Annotated in this window: 14 protein-coding genes and 1 tRNA gene; 9 read left to right on the top strand and 6 right to left on the bottom strand. The window is 71.7% G+C overall.

Annotation, left to right across the window (positions count from 1 at the left end; genetic code table 11):
* From AB0K09_RS18500 to AB0K09_RS18510, 3 genes are all read left to right on the top strand, one after another.
* The coding region (locus AB0K09_RS18500; RefSeq protein ID WP_366066433.1) for a helix-turn-helix transcriptional regulator at nt 1–842 on the top strand (842 nt) is incomplete at its 5' end.
* Nucleotides 843–845: 3 nt separating this feature from the next.
* A complete protein-coding gene (locus AB0K09_RS18505) occupies nt 846–1,103 on the top strand; it encodes a DUF397 domain-containing protein (protein WP_366066434.1) in 258 nt (85 codons plus the stop codon).
* A gap of 19 nt (nt 1,104–1,122) precedes the next feature.
* The gene (locus tag AB0K09_RS18510) at nt 1,123–1,995 is read left to right on the top strand and encodes an SAM-dependent methyltransferase (protein WP_366066435.1); all 873 of its coding nucleotides are present in this window, start codon (nt 1,123–1,125) and stop codon (nt 1,993–1,995) included.
* Between the two features lie 11 nt (nt 1,996–2,006).
* On the opposite strand, the gene AB0K09_RS18515 is transcribed toward AB0K09_RS18510, so the two are convergent.
* Nucleotides 2,007–2,567: a carboxymuconolactone decarboxylase family protein gene (locus tag AB0K09_RS18515; RefSeq protein WP_366066436.1), complete on the bottom strand. Its 561-nt coding sequence runs from the start codon at nt 2,565–2,567 to the stop codon at nt 2,007–2,009.
* Nucleotides 2,568–2,667: 100 nt separating this feature from the next.
* Between AB0K09_RS18515 and AB0K09_RS18520 the strand changes: the two genes are divergently transcribed.
* Together AB0K09_RS18520 and AB0K09_RS18525 are read left to right on the top strand one after the other, a co-directional pair.
* Nucleotides 2,668–3,324 carry an alpha-ketoglutarate-dependent dioxygenase AlkB gene (locus AB0K09_RS18520; RefSeq protein ID WP_366066437.1) on the top strand — a complete coding sequence of 219 codons (657 nt, stop codon included), beginning with the start codon at nt 2,668–2,670 and terminating at the stop codon, nt 3,322–3,324.
* Between the two features lie 38 nt (nt 3,325–3,362).
* Nucleotides 3,363–4,640, top strand: coding sequence for an MBL fold metallo-hydrolase (locus AB0K09_RS18525; RefSeq protein ID WP_366066438.1), 1,278 nt, complete (start codon nt 3,363–3,365; stop codon nt 4,638–4,640).
* 43 nt (nt 4,641–4,683) lie between these two features.
* Here the strand turns inward: AB0K09_RS18525 and AB0K09_RS18530 are convergent, their stop codons facing one another.
* Complete coding sequence (locus AB0K09_RS18530) at nt 4,684–5,079, bottom strand: MerR family transcriptional regulator (RefSeq protein WP_366066439.1); 396 nt, start codon at nt 5,077–5,079, stop codon at nt 4,684–4,686.
* A gap of 358 nt (nt 5,080–5,437) precedes the next feature.
* On the opposite strand from AB0K09_RS18530, the gene AB0K09_RS18535 reads away from it, so the two are divergent.
* Entirely contained in the window at nt 5,438–6,364 is a 927-nt protein-coding gene (locus tag AB0K09_RS18535; protein ID WP_366066440.1) for a chitosanase, read from the top strand.
* 87 nt (nt 6,365–6,451) lie between these two features.
* Here the strand turns inward: AB0K09_RS18535 and AB0K09_RS18540 are convergent, their stop codons facing one another.
* The 3 genes from AB0K09_RS18540 to AB0K09_RS18550 form a co-directional block, all read right to left on the bottom strand.
* Nucleotides 6,452–9,685, bottom strand: a complete 3,234-nt coding sequence (locus tag AB0K09_RS18540; protein WP_366066441.1) for an amidohydrolase family protein — start codon at nt 9,683–9,685, stop codon at nt 6,452–6,454.
* A 131-nt stretch (nt 9,686–9,816) separates the two neighbouring features.
* Complete coding sequence (locus AB0K09_RS18545; RefSeq protein WP_366066442.1) at nt 9,817–10,728, bottom strand: transketolase; 912 nt, start codon at nt 10,726–10,728, stop codon at nt 9,817–9,819.
* Nucleotides 10,729–10,746: 18 nt separating this feature from the next.
* Entirely contained in the window at nt 10,747–11,460 is a 714-nt protein-coding gene (locus AB0K09_RS18550; RefSeq protein WP_366066443.1) for a transketolase, read from the bottom strand.
* 165 nt (nt 11,461–11,625) lie between these two features.
* On the opposite strand from AB0K09_RS18550, the gene AB0K09_RS18555 reads away from it, so the two are divergent.
* Nucleotides 11,626–11,699: transfer RNA gene (locus AB0K09_RS18555), tRNA-Pro, on the top strand.
* A 16-nt stretch (nt 11,700–11,715) separates the two neighbouring features.
* On the opposite strand, the gene AB0K09_RS18560 is transcribed toward AB0K09_RS18555, so the two are convergent.
* A complete protein-coding gene (locus AB0K09_RS18560) occupies nt 11,716–13,140 on the bottom strand; it encodes a tyrosine-type recombinase/integrase (protein ID WP_366066444.1) in 1,425 nt (474 codons plus the stop codon).
* A 711-nt stretch (nt 13,141–13,851) separates the two neighbouring features.
* Between AB0K09_RS18560 and AB0K09_RS18565 the strand changes: the two genes are divergently transcribed.
* Nucleotides 13,852–15,066 (top strand): ABC-three component system protein, encoded by a 1,215-nt coding sequence (locus AB0K09_RS18565; protein WP_366066445.1) that lies wholly within the window; start codon nt 13,852–13,854, stop codon nt 15,064–15,066.
* A partial coding sequence (locus AB0K09_RS18570; protein ID WP_366066446.1) for a three component ABC system middle component occupies nt 15,063–15,386 on the top strand: 324 nt, incomplete at its 3' end. The genes AB0K09_RS18565 and AB0K09_RS18570, both read left to right, overlap by 4 nt.

Consider the following 15,386-nt stretch of genomic DNA (forward strand, 5'->3'; position numbering starts at 1 on the left):
CTCCGACCGTCCTGAGGGTCGTGCTGGGCAAGCGCCTGCACGATCTGCGGGAGAAGGCCGGGCTCTCCTTCGAGGAGGCCGCCCGCGCCCTCGACGTCACCCACGCCACCGTCCGCCGGATGGAAAAGGCCGAGGTCGGGCTGAAGATCCCGTATGTGGAGAAGCTGCTCGCCGTGTACGGCGTGAGCGACCCCGAGGAGGTCGAGGGCTTCCTCGCCCTCACCCGGGAGGCCAACCGCCCCGGCTGGTGGCACCGCTTCCGCGACGTCCTGCCCGAGTGGTTCAGCGCGTTCGTGAGCCTGGAGCAGGAGGCCAATCTCGTCCGGGCCTACGAACCGCACTACATCCCCGGCCTGTTGCAGACCGAGGACTACGCCCGCGCGGTGCTCCGCGCCGGGCAGCCGCACGCCCCGGAGGCCGTCGTCGAGCGCGCGGTCGCCGTCCGCCGGGAGCGCCAGTCCCTGCTCACCCGGGAGAAGGCCCCGCTGCTGTGGGTGGTGATGGACGAGACCGTGCTGCGCCGGCCCATCGGCGGCCCCGAGGTCATGCGTGCCCAGATCGCCCGCCTCGCCGAGGCGACGGAGCTGCCCAACGTCCGGCTGCAGATCATGCCGTTCGCCGCCGGACCGCATCCGGCGATGTACGGCCCCTTCCACATCTTCCGGTTCCCGATCCAGGAGCTTCCGGACATCGCGTACGCCGAAAACCTCGTCGGCGCCTCGTACTTCGACCAGCGCGACGACGTCTCGGCCTTCCTGGAGGCGCTGGACCGGATGTGCGCGCAGGCCGCGCCGGCACACACCACCCAGGCCATCCTGGGTGGCATTCGTAAGGAGATCTGAACCATGGATCGCATCTACAACGGCATGCGGGCCACCGACCTCGGTACCGAGGGCTGGAGCAAGCCGTGGAGCGGCGGCAACGGCGGCAGCTGCGTCGAGGTCATGCGGCTGGGCGACGGCAGGGTGGCCCTGCGTCAGTCCACCGACCCCGACGGCCCCGCGCTGATCTACACGCGTCACGAGATGGAGAGCTTCATCCGCGGCGCGAAGGCCGGCGAGGCGGACTTCCTGCTGACCGGGCCCTGCGCCTGCAGCGCGTGAGGACGAGAGGACGAACGGCGTGAGCGAGTACAGCGTGGGCGGACCCGACCTCCCGGCGGGGATCGCGGCGGGCTTCGACGCCCGGGACATCGACACCAGCAGACCGCACCCGGCCCGGATGTACGACTACTACCTGGGCGGCTGGGACAACTACGAGGTCGACCGCGCCGCCGCCGAGCGGGTCATCGAGGCCCACCCCCAGGTCCGGCTGTCCGCCCGCGCCAACCGCGCCTTCCTCCACCGGGCGGTGCGCGACGCGGTGCGGGACGGCATCCGCCAGATCATCGACATCGGCACCGGCATCCCCACCTCGCCCAACACCCACGAGGTGGCCCGCGAGAGCCACCCCGGCGTGCGCGTCGCCTACGTCGACAACGACCCCATCGTGGCCACCCACGCCGGCGCCAAACTGACCAACGCCGGCGACGCGGAGTTCGTCCTCGCCGACGTCCGCGACCCCGAATCGATTCTGCGGCATCCGGCGATCCGCGGGATCATCGACTTCGACGAGCCGGTCGCCCTGCTGCTCGTCGCCGTCCTGCACTTCGTCAAGGACGAGGAGGACCCGGCCGGCATCGTCGCCACCCTGGGCGACGCGCTCCCCGCCGGCAGCCGCCTCGTCCTCTCGCACGCCACGGGCGAACCCTACGAGGGGTACGCGCCCGGGCGTACGGACGTCGAGGCCCGGGACGGCGTCCTGGACGTCTACAAGAACGCCACCGCCGCCCTGAACCTGCGCGGCAAGGCCGAGATCGAGCCGCTCTTCGGGGAGTTCGCGCTGCTGGAGCCCGGGCTGGTCCGGGTGCCGCTGTGGCGCCCGGACGGCCCGGTTCCCGGCCCCGAGGAGCTCAACAACACGATCTTCTACGGCGGAGTCGGCCGTAAGGGCTGACCCGCCCGCCCTCAGACCGCCGGCCGGCCCGGGATGTCACAGGAGTCCTTGAAGCCCTGGCTGGTCAGCCCCAGCGCCGAGTTGATCCGCGAGCGGAGGTTCTCCACCGCCACCATCGCGGTCAGCTCGACCAGCGCGGCCTCGCCGAGGCGCCCGCGCAGCCGCTCCACCAGCTCGTCCTCGATGTCCGGGGGAGTGGCGGTCATCGCCTCGGCGTACTCCATGACGTCCCGCTCCAGCGGGGTGTAGACGTCGCTGTCCCGCCAGACCGGCACGTCGTGCAGCTTCTCGTGCGACACGCCGTGCCGCCGGCTCTCCCAGTACCCGAAGTCCATGCACCACGAGCAGCCGATCGCCGCCGAGGAGGCCATCACGGCGAGGTCCTTCAGCACGGGGTCGAGCGCGTTCCAGCGCTTCAGCGACATCTCCAGCCGGGAGTCGGTGACCAGCACCTTCCGGTTGTGCGCCAGCGCCAGCAGCGGGTCGATGACCTTGCCGTAGGCGCGCCGGCTGTACCAGGCGGCGAGACGGGTCAGCGGGGTGCGCGGCGGGTCGAGCGGAATACGGGCCATGGCCGGTACCTCCATCGAGGACGGTGTGATGCGGTCGCCCGTACGACGGGACGGCCCCCTCGGAATGTGACACGCTTCCCGGAAAACCTAGGCTGGCCCCATGGACGACGGGCTCTTCCCCCGGCCGCCGGCCGAGATCGCCCCCGGGGCGGTGCACGTCCCCGGCTGGCTGGACGAGCCCGCCCAGCGCCGGCTGCTCGCCGCCTGCCGCGAGTGGGCCAGGCCCCCGGCCGGCCTGCGCACCGTGCGCATGCCCGGCGGCGGCGCGATGTCGGTGCGGACGGTCTGCCTGGGCCTGCACTGGTTCCCCTACGGCTACTCCCGTACCGTCGTCGACGGCGACGGCGCGCCGGTCAAGCCGTTCCCCGCCTGGCTCGGCGAGCTGGCACGGCAGGCCGTCGCCCGGGCGTACGGCTCCCCCGCCGGGACCCCCTCCGACCTGCCGTACGACATCGCGCTCGTCAATTTCTACGACGGCACGGCACGCATGGGCCTGCACCGGGACGCCGACGAGAAGTCCGACGCGCCCGTCGTCTCGCTCAGCCTCGGCGACTCCTGCGTCTTCCGCTTCGGCAACACGGAGAGCCGGGGGCGGCCGTGGACGGACGTCGAGCTGCGCAGTGGCGACCTCTTCGTCTTCGGCGGCCCCTCGCGTCCGGCCTACCACGGGGTGCCGCGCACCCTGCCGGGCACGGGGCCGGCGGGGCTCGGACTGACGGGGCGGCTCAACATCACGCTCCGGGTGAGCGGGCTCTGACCCCCCACCCGCCCGTCGCCCGGGACCGCTTGGGGACAATGGGGGCGACTCACCGCCACCCAGGAGGCGCCGTGCCCCGCTCCGCCCGTTCCCCCCTCGACGCCCTGCGCCCCGCCGCGTTCGGCGCGGACCCGTCCGGCGAGCGCATGGCCCGCATCAGACGCTCCCCGAACTTCGCCGACGGGGTGTTCGTCAACCCCGTCGGCACGGACCGCACCCCCTCCGGCTCCATGCTGGCCTACCTGCCGACCTACTTCCGCAAGGAGAACCGCCTCCGCCGCGTCCCCGCCCACCCGGTCCCGGTCCACCCCACCACCGTCGCCGATCTCGCCGCCCCGGCGGCCTCCGGGCTGCGGCTCACATGGATGGGCCACTCCAGTGTGCTGGCCGAGATCGACGGCGCGCGCGTGCTGTTCGACCCGGTGTGGTCGGAGCGCTGTTCGCCCTTCGCCCTCGCCGGGCCCCGCCGGCTGCACCTCGTCCCCGTGCCGCTCTCCGAGACCGGCCCGCTGGACGCCGTGATCATCTCCCACGACCACTACGACCACCTCGACATGCCCACGGTGCGCGCCCTGGCCCGCACCGGCACCCGGTTCGTCGTCCCCCTCGGCGTCGGCGCGCACCTGGAGCACTGGGGCGTGCCCGCCGGACGGATCACCGAGCTCGACTGGCACGAGTCGGCGGAGGTCGCGGGCCTGACCCTGACCGCCACCCCGGCCCGGCACTTCTGCGGCCGGGCGCTGCGCAACACCCAGCACACGCTGTGGGCGTCCTGGGTCGTCGCCGGTCCGCGGCACCGGATCTTCCACAGCGGTGACACCGGCTACTTCCCCGGCTTCGCCGCCATCGGCGACCGGTACGGACCGTTCGACGCGACGATGGTGCAGATCGGGGCCTACTCGGAGTTCTGGCCGGACATCCACATGACGCCCGAGGAGGGCACGCGGGCCCATCTCGACCTCCAGGGCGGTGATCCGTCGGCGGGCGTGCTGCTGCCGATCCACTGGGCGACGTTCAACCTGGCGCCGCATCCGTGGGCGGAGCCGGGGGAGTGGACCCTCCGCGCCGCGCACGAGGCCGGGGTGACGATGGCGGCGCCGCGGCCCGGTGAGCCCTTCGAGCCGGCCGGCACGCCGCCGGCGACCCCGTGGTGGCGGGCGGTGGCCGCGGAACCGGCCGGGGACGGGCCCGCCGGGCGCCCGGCCCGGAACCCCTTGGCGGAGGCCGCGGACGTCGCCGTCCACTCCGCCGTGAGCGGCGCGGCTCCCGGCAGCCACGGCGCCGGGACCGAGACGGCGGGAGCTCCCCGGGGGTGACGGCCCGTGCAGCGGACCGGCGATCCGGCCCCTCCGGGGCGGGTCAGCCCGCCGGGTTGCACCCGTGGTCGGTGACACCGCCGTCGACCAGGTCCTCGTACACCGCGACCTTGTAGCGGATCAGGTCGAGGCAGCGGGTCAGTGCGGCCATCTGCTCGCTCACCCGCGCCTCGTGCTCGCGCAGCAGGGCCAGCCGTTCGGGCTCGTTGCCCGCGCCCGCCCTCGCCAGCTCGGTGTAGCGGCGGATGGCGGGCAGCGGCATGCCGGAGGCGCGCAGGACGACGCAGAGGTTCAGCCAGCCGACGTCGTCCTCGGTGTAGACGCGCCGGCCGCCCGCGTCGCGCCGGACCGGGTCGGCCAGCAGGATGCCCTCGCGCTCGTAGAAACGCAGTGCGTGCACGCTCAGGCCCGTCCGCGCGGCCACCTGCCCGATGCTCAACCCTGCTGCCACCTGGCCACCCTTCCCCCGCTCGGCGCTTGATCCAGAGCCGACTCCGGCTCCTAGGGTCGCACGTGTATCCGAACGCCGGACCGGCGGCAAGGGGGTCCCGGGGGCGAAGGCACCCACCGCGGTGGCAACTCCGGTGCCGGATCGTCCGCGCGGCAGAGGACATCCTGCGACGACGCCCCGTCACCGAGCGGGCGACGGCCGGTTGCTGAGGGACCGTCCGCGCCGAACGGCGTGTTCTCGTACACATTTCGGCAGCGCCTCTTGTCAGTGAAGCGGACCCGAGTCTTCAATACCCGGCAGCAGTTAGGAAACTTTCCTGACAGTCGATCGGGAACGGAGATTCCGCATGCCCGCCCACGCCCCGAAGCCCCACGCCCCGAGGCCCCGCCCTGCGAAGCAGCGCACCCGTGCCGTCCTGCTGGGGGCGGCCGCCGCCTCCCTCGCCTCCTTCACGCTCGCCGGGCTCGGCCAGGCCGCCTCGGCAGCCTCGCCCGCCCGTGCCGTCCACGACGCCCCGGCCACCGCCGGCGTGCGGGACCGCGCCGCCGAAGCGCTCGCCGGCACCGGCCTGGACGACCCGTACAAGAAGGACATCGCCATGAGACTGGTGTCGAGCGCGGAGAACTCCTCGCTCGACTGGCGCGCCCAGTTCACCTACATCGAGGACATCGGCGACGGCCGCGGCTACACCGGCGGCATCATCGGCTTCTGTTCGGGCACCGGCGACATGCTCGACCTCGTCGAGCTCTACACGAAGCAGAAGCCCGGCAACCCGCTCGCCAAGTACCTGCCCGCCCTGCGCAAGGTCAACGGCAGCGACTCGCACGCCGGCCTCGGCAAGCCCTTCGAGGACGCCTGGCACAAAGCGGCCGGCGACAAGGCGTTCCAGGACGCCCAGGAGTCCGAGCGCGACCGGGTCTACTTCGACCCCGCCGTCCGGCAGGCCGAGCAGGACGGCCTGCGCGCCCTGGGCCAGTTCGCCTACTACGACGCCATCGTCATGCACGGCCCCGGCAACGGCAAGGACAGCTTCGGCGGCATCCGCAAGGCCGCCCTGGCGAAGGCCAAACCCCCGGCACAGGGCGGCGACGAGAAGACCTACCTGGGCGCCTTCCTCGACGCCCGCAAGGTCGCCATGAAACACGAGGAGGCGCACAGCGACACCAGCCGCGTCGACACCGAGCAGCGCGTCTTCCTCGACAACGGCAACCTCGACCTCGAACCGCCCCTGAAGTGGAAGGTCTACGGGGACTCGTACGAGATCAAGCGCTGACCGGCCGGACGCCGGCCACCGGCCGGCGGCCGCCCGCGCACCCCACCGGGGAGGGCACGCGGGCGGCCCGGCCGCTCGCCCGGCCGCTCAGTGGTGCGGCTCCAGGTCGCAGCAGGAGTCCCGGCGCAGTTGCCGCACGACCGCCTCCCAGCCGCCCTCGGGCCGCGCCGACCGCAGCTCGGGGCCACCGGCGTGCCCGTACGCGCCGACCAGCTTCCCCTGCTCGTACACCACGCCGCCCCGCAGCACCGACTCCGTTCTCACGAGCGAGTCGAAGTCGGTGAACGGATCGCCGTCCACGACCGTCATGTCGGCCAGCTTGCCGGCCTCCAGCGTCCCCAGGTCCCGCTCCGCGCCGAACGCCCGCGCCGGCAGCACCGTCGCCGTCCGCAACGCCTCCACCGCCGACAGCCCGAAGCGGTGCAACGCCCGCAGCCCCATGTGCAGCGACAGCCCCACCGGGACCAGCGGCGCGTCCGTGCCGAGCGCGACGACGCCGCCCCCGGCCAGCACCCGCCGGTACACGCCGACCTCCCGGCCCAGCGTGGCCAGCTGCTCCTCGGTGGGCGGAGCGCCGGCCGTCTTCCGCACCACCTCCACGTCCCACGGCGGCATCAGCCGCGTCACCCGGGGGTCCTCCGCCAGCTCCGGCTCCGCGCCCAGCAGCGGCACCGAGGTGAAGAGCGTCGCCACCAGCCGGAAGTCGCCCGCCGTGTAGATCTGCTCCAGATCCTGGTAGGCACGCCCGGTCGCGCTCGTCGCGTGCCCGAACTCCAGCCGCTGCGTCGCCTGCAGATGCGTCGTCAGGTCCTGGCCCAGCAGAACGCCCGGCGTGCACAGATGGCTGCCCGTGCGCACCCCCAGCCGCTCGTGTGCAAAACGCGCCGCCTCCTCCATCACCCAGCCCGGCGCCCGGACGTACGTCTTGACGAAGTCCCAGTCCAGCGCCGCGGCCCGGGACAGCGAGCGGCGCAGCCCCTCCCGGGTCCGGTGCGCGCGCCCCATGCTGTACGCGACCCGCGAGCCGTCCAGCAGCTCCCCGCAGGTCAGCAGGCGCGGCCCGGCCAGCTCCCCGGCCGCCACCGCCTCCCGGATCCGGGCCCCCTCGTACGCCGCCCCGCCCAGCGACACGGCGGTCGTGATGCCGTAGGCCAGCTGCAGCGCGGTCTGCCGGCCGCCGTAGGTGATCTGCCACGGGTGGGTGTGCGCGTCCCACAGCCCCGGGATCACCGTCCGCTCCGACGCGTCGAGGGTCCGCCGCCCGTTCCGCCGCGCCCGGTGCGGTTCGACCGACGCGATGCGACCCTCGCGGACGACGACGTCCACGTCCTCGCGCACCGCCGTCCCCGTGCCGTCCCAGAAGCGGCCCGCATGCACCACGACGTCGGCCGGCTCCGGCCGGCGGTGGCCCAGCGCCACCGGCACCGTGCGCGCCGTGCCCGTCGCCGTGTCCAGCAGCCGCAGCCGCCCGGCCGACAGATACAGGACCCGGCGCGCGTCGGCGGCCCAGGTCGGATGGTCCGCCGCCTCGTCCGTCAGCCGGCGCGGCGCACCGTCGGGGGTGCCGTCGGCCCGCACCGGCAGCAGCCACAGCGCGGACTCGGTGATCAGCGCCATCGACCGCCCGTCGGGTGACCACACGGGACCCGAGGCGTACCGGTCGGAGATCGAGACGTGCGGGGCCACGGCGTGCAGCCGGGCGCTGCCGTTCGCCGCGTCCACGACCCGGATGAGGTTGTAGCCCTCGCGGAAGCGCTGGTTGAGCCGGTTGCGGTCGCAGAACGCGACGAAACGCCCGTCCGGCGACCAGGTCGGGGCGCCCGGTAAACCGCCCCCGCCCAGCGGCGAGGCCAGCACTCGTTCCGCGCCCGAGGTGAGATCGCGCACCACCAGATTGCCGGACAGATCCAGACAGGCCAGCCGCGTCCCGTCCGGCGACAGGGCCGGTGCCACCCGTCCGCCGGGGGCCAGCACGGTCTCCTCGCCCGACGCCAGGTCCCGGCGGCGCACCGCGTGCAGACCGTCCCGGTCGTCGACGTACAGCAGCGCCCGCCCGTCCGGCGACCACGACGGCCCGAACGGATAGCTCGTGGCCTCCGCCCGGACGATCCGGCGAGGCGCCCGGCCGCCGGAGACGTCCGCCAGCCAGAGGGAGTTGAGCGCGGCGAACGCCACCCGCCGGCCGTCCGGGGACAGCGCCGGCAGATGCAGCGAGCGCACCGGCCGGGAACCGCCGCCGGCCACGGCCAGGTCGTAGCGCTTCACGCCATAGCGCGGCCGGTCCACGGCAAGCCGCGCGGTGAAGGGGATCGCGGCACCCGCCGCCGGCTTCCCCGGCCGCACGATCCGGAACTCGCCGCCCACCGTGAGCAGCAGCTCCTCCCGCGACACCCAGCGCGGCGGCACCGGCTCCACGTCCCCCTCGACCGGCACCGCCGCACCGTCCACGACGAGCACACAGGACGCGGCGGGCGCCGGCGTGGTCCGCACGTAGGCCAGCCGCCCGGCCGGCGAGACCGCGGGCGTCATCACCTGCGCGCCGGGAGCCGTCTCCTCGTGCTCCACCCGCACCGGCCCCTGCCCGTCGGCCGGCACGGACGCCACCGTCCGCGCCCGGAGCACGGTGCCGAGGACGGTGCCGCGGACGAACAGCAACCGCCTGCCGTCCGGCGACCAGACCGGATCGAAGTCCTCCCACGCGCCGTCCTGCCCCGGACCCTGCTGCCCCGGACCCTGCTGCCCCGGCAGCCCGGTCACCCGGGTCAGCGCGCCGGTGCGCACGTCCACCACCCACAGCCGGTACGGGCTGCCCGCCACCGGATCGCCGCCGCGCTCGGAGGCGAACGCGATCCGGGTACCGTCCGGCGACCAGGACGGCCCCCGGTCGTCCCAGGGCCCGTCCGTCAGCTGCCGCAGGCCCGAACCGTCGGGCCGCAGTACCCAGATGTGGAACCCCCCGCCCCGGTAGGCGCAGACGGCCAGCCACGAACCGTCGGGGGAGTGCACCGGCCGCGTCGGCTCCAGATCCGGCGGCGTGATCGCCACCGCGTCCCCGCCGGCCCGGGGAACGGACCACAGCACGTTCTGCACCTCGGCGACCAGCCGGTCACCGACGGGGGAGAGGCTGGCGGAACCGTTGGTGGCCGCGGTGAACGACAGGACCCTACGGACGGACCCGTCGGCGGCGGCAGCGGGTGGGACGGCGGCGGCGACGGCCTGCCCGGCACCGGCGGGAACGGCGACGGCCGCCCCCGCGACGGCGGCGGTGCCCGCCGCGGTGCGCAGGAAGCCGCGCCGGGAGAGATGCTCGGCGTTCTCCAACTTTGCTCCTGAGGAAGAGGAGTTGTGGAAGTGCGTCAGTGCAACATCGCGAAGGATGATGCTTGCACGACCCACGGGTCGGAGGTCAACCGAATGGGCGTCCAGTGGTCGCCAGTGCCGGTCGGCGCCGGTCAGTGGGCGCCGGGGAGGAATCCGGTGATCCGCTCCCGCAGCGACCGCGGGTCCAGGCCCTGGCCGGCCAGGTGCTCCTCGATCGAGCCGTAGCGCCGCAGCTCGCCCCGCCGCACGCCCAGGCCGAGCACCCGGTGCGGCACCGCGTTCAGCGCGTCGTTCGCGGCGGCCGTCGACGTGCCCGCCAGATACGGCTCCACCAGCACCACGTCCGCCCGGTCGCCCCCGGCCACGGCCGCGCGCAGGGCGGCACCGTCGAAGGGCCGCACCGTCGCCGCGTACAGCACGGTCACGTCGAGCCCCTCGACCGCGGCCAGGACGTTGTCCAGCATCGGGCCCACCGCCACGACCACCCCGCCGCGCCCCTGCCGCTCCACCAGGAACCCGCCGTCCCCGGCCACGGGCCGCGGCACCGTGTTGACCTGCGCCGACAGCCGCACGTACACCTTGGCGTCCCCGGCGCCCACCGCGTGCCGCAGCAGCGCCTCCGCCTCGTCCGGATGCCCGGGCACGTGCTGCGTCCAGCCGTCCAGGGTGTCCAGCAGCGCGACGTCGCCCGGGGCCATGTGCGTATAGCCCCCGGCCGGCCAGTCGTACGAGCCGGCCGCGCTCACCAGCACACCGCCCGTCCCCTGGTGACCGAAGTCCAGCTTGATCTGCTCGAAGGCCCGCTCCACCAGGAAGCTCGCGAAGGTGTGCACGACCGGCCGCATCCCGGCCAGCGCCAGCCCGCCGCCCGTGCCGACGAGCAGCTGCTCCCGGATCCCCACGTTGATCACCCGGTCGGGGTGGGCACGCCGCGCCTCGGCGAACCCGGCCACGCCGATGTCGGCCAGCACCACGGCGAGCCGGGGGTCGGTGTCGAGCAGCCCCGAGACGGTGGCGGCGAAGCGGTCACGCATGGTGTCCACGGAAGACGGTCCTCTCAGTCAGGCGATCTTGGGTTCGCCGGTGTCCTTGCCCTCGACGCGGGCCACGACCACGCGCGGCCGCCCGGGGTGCGGCGCGGTGTACGCCGCGTACAGTGCCTCGTGATCACGGCCGTCGACGGTGGCGGCGGACCAGCCGGCCGCCTCGAAGCGGGACGCGATGCCGCCCTGCCAGCCGTGGGTGGCGGAGCTGTTGTCGATCACCACCGTGTGCAGCGCCTCCAGCCCGGCGGCCCCGGCGTAGGCGATGGCCTCGTGATTGCTGCCCTCGTCCAGCTCGGCGTCCCCGATCAGCACCCACACGCGCGGCTCCGCCAGTCCCCGGGCCCGCAGCCCGAGCGCCGTCCCCACCCCCAGCGGCAGCCCGTGGCCCAGCGATCCGCTGCCGATCTCCACCCCCGGCACCAGCGTCCGGTCCGGGTGGTGCCCCAGCGGCGAGTCGTACGCCCCGAAGCCGCCCAGCCAGGAGACGGGGAAGAACCCCTTCGCGGCCAGCACGGCGTAGTACGCCATGGGCCCGTGCCCCTTCGACAGCAGGAACCGGTCCCGCCGGTCGTCGCCCGCCGTCTCCGGCGACACCCGCAGCACCCGGTCGTAGAGCACCCACAGGGCGTCGAGCGTCGAGGTGGCGGCGGGCCCGTGCTTCTCGTCGCCGGTCATCCGGCTCATCAGACCGGCAAGATCGTCATAGGCGTATGCGCAGGTCGTGGTCATGTCGATCAGCTTGCGACCTCAAGCGGGCTTGAGGTCAAGCGCGACCCCCGGTGCCCTGGCGGGCGCCGCCCGCCGGCCCGGCCATCGCGTGCGCGACCACCGCGCGAAGTGCGGTATTGTTCTCGTGCGCGGTCGGCACGGGCGAAAGCCCCGCCGGACAAGCACCGGGACGTGGCGCAGTTTGGTAGCGCACTTGACTGGGGGTCAAGGGGTCGTGGGTTCAAATCCCGCCGTCCCGACTTGCATTTTCGCAGGTCAGAGGCCGTTTCCTCGTAGTGAGGGAACGGCCTTTCTGATGTTGTGTCGGTTTGTGGTCGCAATGTGGTCGCACGTGCTCACCGCCGCCGGGGCTGTTCGGGGGTAAGCCCTGGTGCTGGTGGGCTGACTGATGGTGATCATCTGGTTGTGTAGCTGCGGGATGTGGTCGCAGAGCGGTCGCGGTGCCGGGATCGGGCCTGGGGGAGTGGGTGGCCGGTCGGCCTGGGTGAGGGTTTTGTCGATGGCGTCGACGGCTTCGCGGGCTGCCTGAGTGGTGAGATGGCTGTAAATGTTCGCGGTTGTAGAGAGCGTCGAGTGCCGCAGGGTCTTCGACACCACGGTGAGCGGAACGCCGGCGTTGATCGAGATCGTGGCTGACAGGTGCCGGAGATCATGGATTGTCGTACGGGAGACACCCGCTCTGCGGCAAAGCAGGTGGAACCGGTTGAGGACGTACTCCGGGTGGAGCGGTCGGCCGTCGGGACGGTGGAACACGAAATCGCCTTCAAACCCTGCCATTGTTGACGGGCGTCTGTCTCGGGCGCGGTGGTGGAGGGCGGTGGCGACGCGGCCGGAGACGGCGACCCAGTTCCTGCTGCTCCTGGTCTTGGGCGTGGTGATCACGAGGCGGTTGTTGTCGATTGCGGAGAGCGTCGCGTGTATATAGAGGACGCGCTTGTCGAGGCGGACGTCGTCCCAGCCCAGAGCGAGTGCTTCTCCCTTGCGGATGCCGGTGCCGATGAGGACCTCGACAAGATCGGCCATGAGCGGGTCGGCCGTATGGCAGTACCGCAGGAAGGCCACGGCCTCGTCGACGGTCCAGATGTGACGCTCGGCGGCTGCCGGCCGGGGGATGATCGTGGGCCGGGCGGGGTTGTGGTCGAGCCGGTGGTGCCGGACAGCCTCGCCGAGTGCGCTCGACAAGGTGGCGAGGATCCGGTGAATGGTGACTGGGCCCCGTCCGCGCGAGAGCTGCGCTCGGACGAAGGCCGTGATGTGACCGTAGCCGAGATCGTCGAGCTTGATCTTCCCGAGCGCGGGGACGAGATCGTCCTCGACGTAGGCGCGGTAGCGGACCGTGGTCGTCGGCTTCAAGGTCATGGCCTTGGCCTGGAGCCAGGCAGTCAGGTAGTCAGCGACCGTCTGGTTCGGATCGGCGAGAAGACCCGCACCAGCGGTGTCGATCAGGCGCCGCAGGGCCTGTGACGCGGTGCCCCGGTCAGGGAAGCCGCCACGACGGACGGTGTGACGCCCCGGCGCGCACTGAGGGACATCGACGGCGAACGTCCACGTGCCATGATCAGGATCGGCGAGGAGCCGTGGACAGCGTGATCCGAGCTGCTTGTGCAGCTGGTCTCGACAGCTGCAGCGCCGGTAGACACGCCCCCGAGAAGCGGCGGAGCGCATGATGATCGCTTCCAAAAGTTGCGCATTGAACTGCTAGTCCCAGTGTCGACCTGGGGGCGGCGGTTCGTGCGACCACATGCGACCACAACGGCATACGTACTCGCCCTGACCTGCGGATATCCCTTGGCGGGGCGACAGGTGCGTCGGCAGGGATTCGCGTTCGAATCCCATCCCGGAATCTTCCAGACAGAGCGTGGCACGAGCCGCTCCATGAGCGACCTCTCGCTCGCCCGAGGAGAAATGCCCCGTTGGTTCGCCGACCTAGCAGTCGAAGATGCCTCGCAGCAGCGAATGCTTTACTGAGGAAACAAGCGGCCGCTACGGTGCTGGGGAGCGGCCCGGGGCTCATACGGGGCCGGCGACTTCACCTGCTACGCGGCGTCCCTGCTGCGCACGAGTAGCGGCACAGCATCAACCTGGTCCGCTACCGCTTCTTCGGCAGCGAATCACTCTGGAGACGTTGACTTCCGTCTGGCCCGACAGCTGTCCCCCAGAGCTACCTGCCGCCGTCCGGGGCAGGTGCCGGTGCTGGCTGTTCGAGGCTTCCTTCGGCGGCGATCTGCCGCTCACAGATACCGGGGCCTGGCCGATGCCGATGCGTCCAAGGGTGCGCCACCGGGGGATGGACGTAACCGACTCATTGTCCCGGAACACCTTAACCAGGTGTCGCCCCTGCCGATACGATCTCCGGATGCATGGTGGGGCAGGTCAGAGGCGGGGGATGCAATGAGCGGCAAGTCTGATCCCTTTGAGGCATCTGCAGCGGCGCTCGGCTATCTGTACCAGTTGCGCATGGCTTTGCTGGTGTGCGTGGATCATCTCCAGGCAGGTCTCGACTGGACGGTTGCTGTCGAGGCAGGGGACGACATTGAAACTGTGCGCGAGGATTCAACGGACTGGTGGCAGCTCAAGCACCGTGCGCCCGGGACGCGGATGACCGATGCCAGTAGCGACCTGTGGAAGACGCTCCGGATCTGGGCTACGGCCGTCTCCGACCAGCAGATCGACCTGGAGCGGACGAACCTGTTTCTTCTGACGACTGGTATCGCGCCAGAGGGGACCGTCGGGTCCTACCTGGCGCCGAGTCGTCCCGGTGGATTGCGGAACGAAGCCGAGGCGCTGAAGCTGCTGAATGCGGCACGCGCTAACTCTGCAGCGAAGAGCTCGACCACCCTGGCTAACTTCGCAGCATGGGATGCTCTGGACACAGATGAGAAATTGAACTTGCTCAAACGTATTCAGGTACTCGATGAGGCTGACAACATCACGAAGGCCGGTGACCAGCTGGAGGGCCGGGCTGCCCTGGTTGTCGGTCACCCCCACGCACAAGCCTTCCTTCAGCGCCTGGAGGGCTGGTTTCTTCAGCGCTGCATCGCCCACTTGGCGGGCAGGGGGGCTGGCCCAGTCACCGGGGTTGAATTCGATGACATCTTCGATCAGCGTCGCAACCAGTTCCGGCCCGATAACCTTCCCATCGATGCTGACGTCGTCGACCTCACCGGTCAGGTGACCGAGCACACGGAAAAAGCCTTCGTGCGACAGCTTATGCTCGCCGGGATTGGTAACGCCCGCATACGGATGGCGGTTAGGGACTATGTCCGGGCTTATGAACAGCGCTCCCGGTGGTCCAATGAAAACCTTCTACGCCCTGGTGAACTCGGCCGTTATGAGCGACGCCTGGTCGAGGAATGGGAGAGGCGCTTCTACCTGATGGCCGACGATCTGGGTGAGGACGCGGCTGAATCGGAGATGCGCGTACAGGCGAAGAAGATCTATGCCTGGGTCGAGCAGGACGCTCGATACAGAATCCGGGCCGGCTGTGACGAGGCGTTCGTGACGACAGGTTCCTACCAAATGCTGGCGGATGAACAACGTGTCGGGTGGCATCCCGACTTCGAAGCCCGGCTGATGGCGCTTCTGGAGCCGGCGGTGGGCCGATGACTGTGCCAGTCGAGCTCAGTCGCGAGGAGCGGGCCCTGTTCAACCCGGCGTTCATGGCCCTCGTCAGCTGTCGCGCCGTTCAGGGACACCAACGCGAGGTGGGCCCCTGCCCCCTGCCTATCGCGGTCACCGCTGCGGTGATGGCCCTCCAGCCGGCCATTCGGTCTCTTCTGCCAGGAACAACCAAGGCCAGCCTGCCCAAGTGGGCCGCGGAGAACCAAACCGTCCGCGTCCTGATGGCAGCCAACGCACCCAGTCTGGCAGCGATGGTCCGCCCCGGCATCCTTCTCGCTTTGCAGACGGAACTGCTCAGCCTCAAT

Origin of the sequence: Streptomyces sp. NPDC049577, assembly GCF_040675635.1 — a bacterium.
GTDB lineage: Bacteria > Actinomycetota > Actinomycetes > Streptomycetales > Streptomycetaceae > Streptomyces.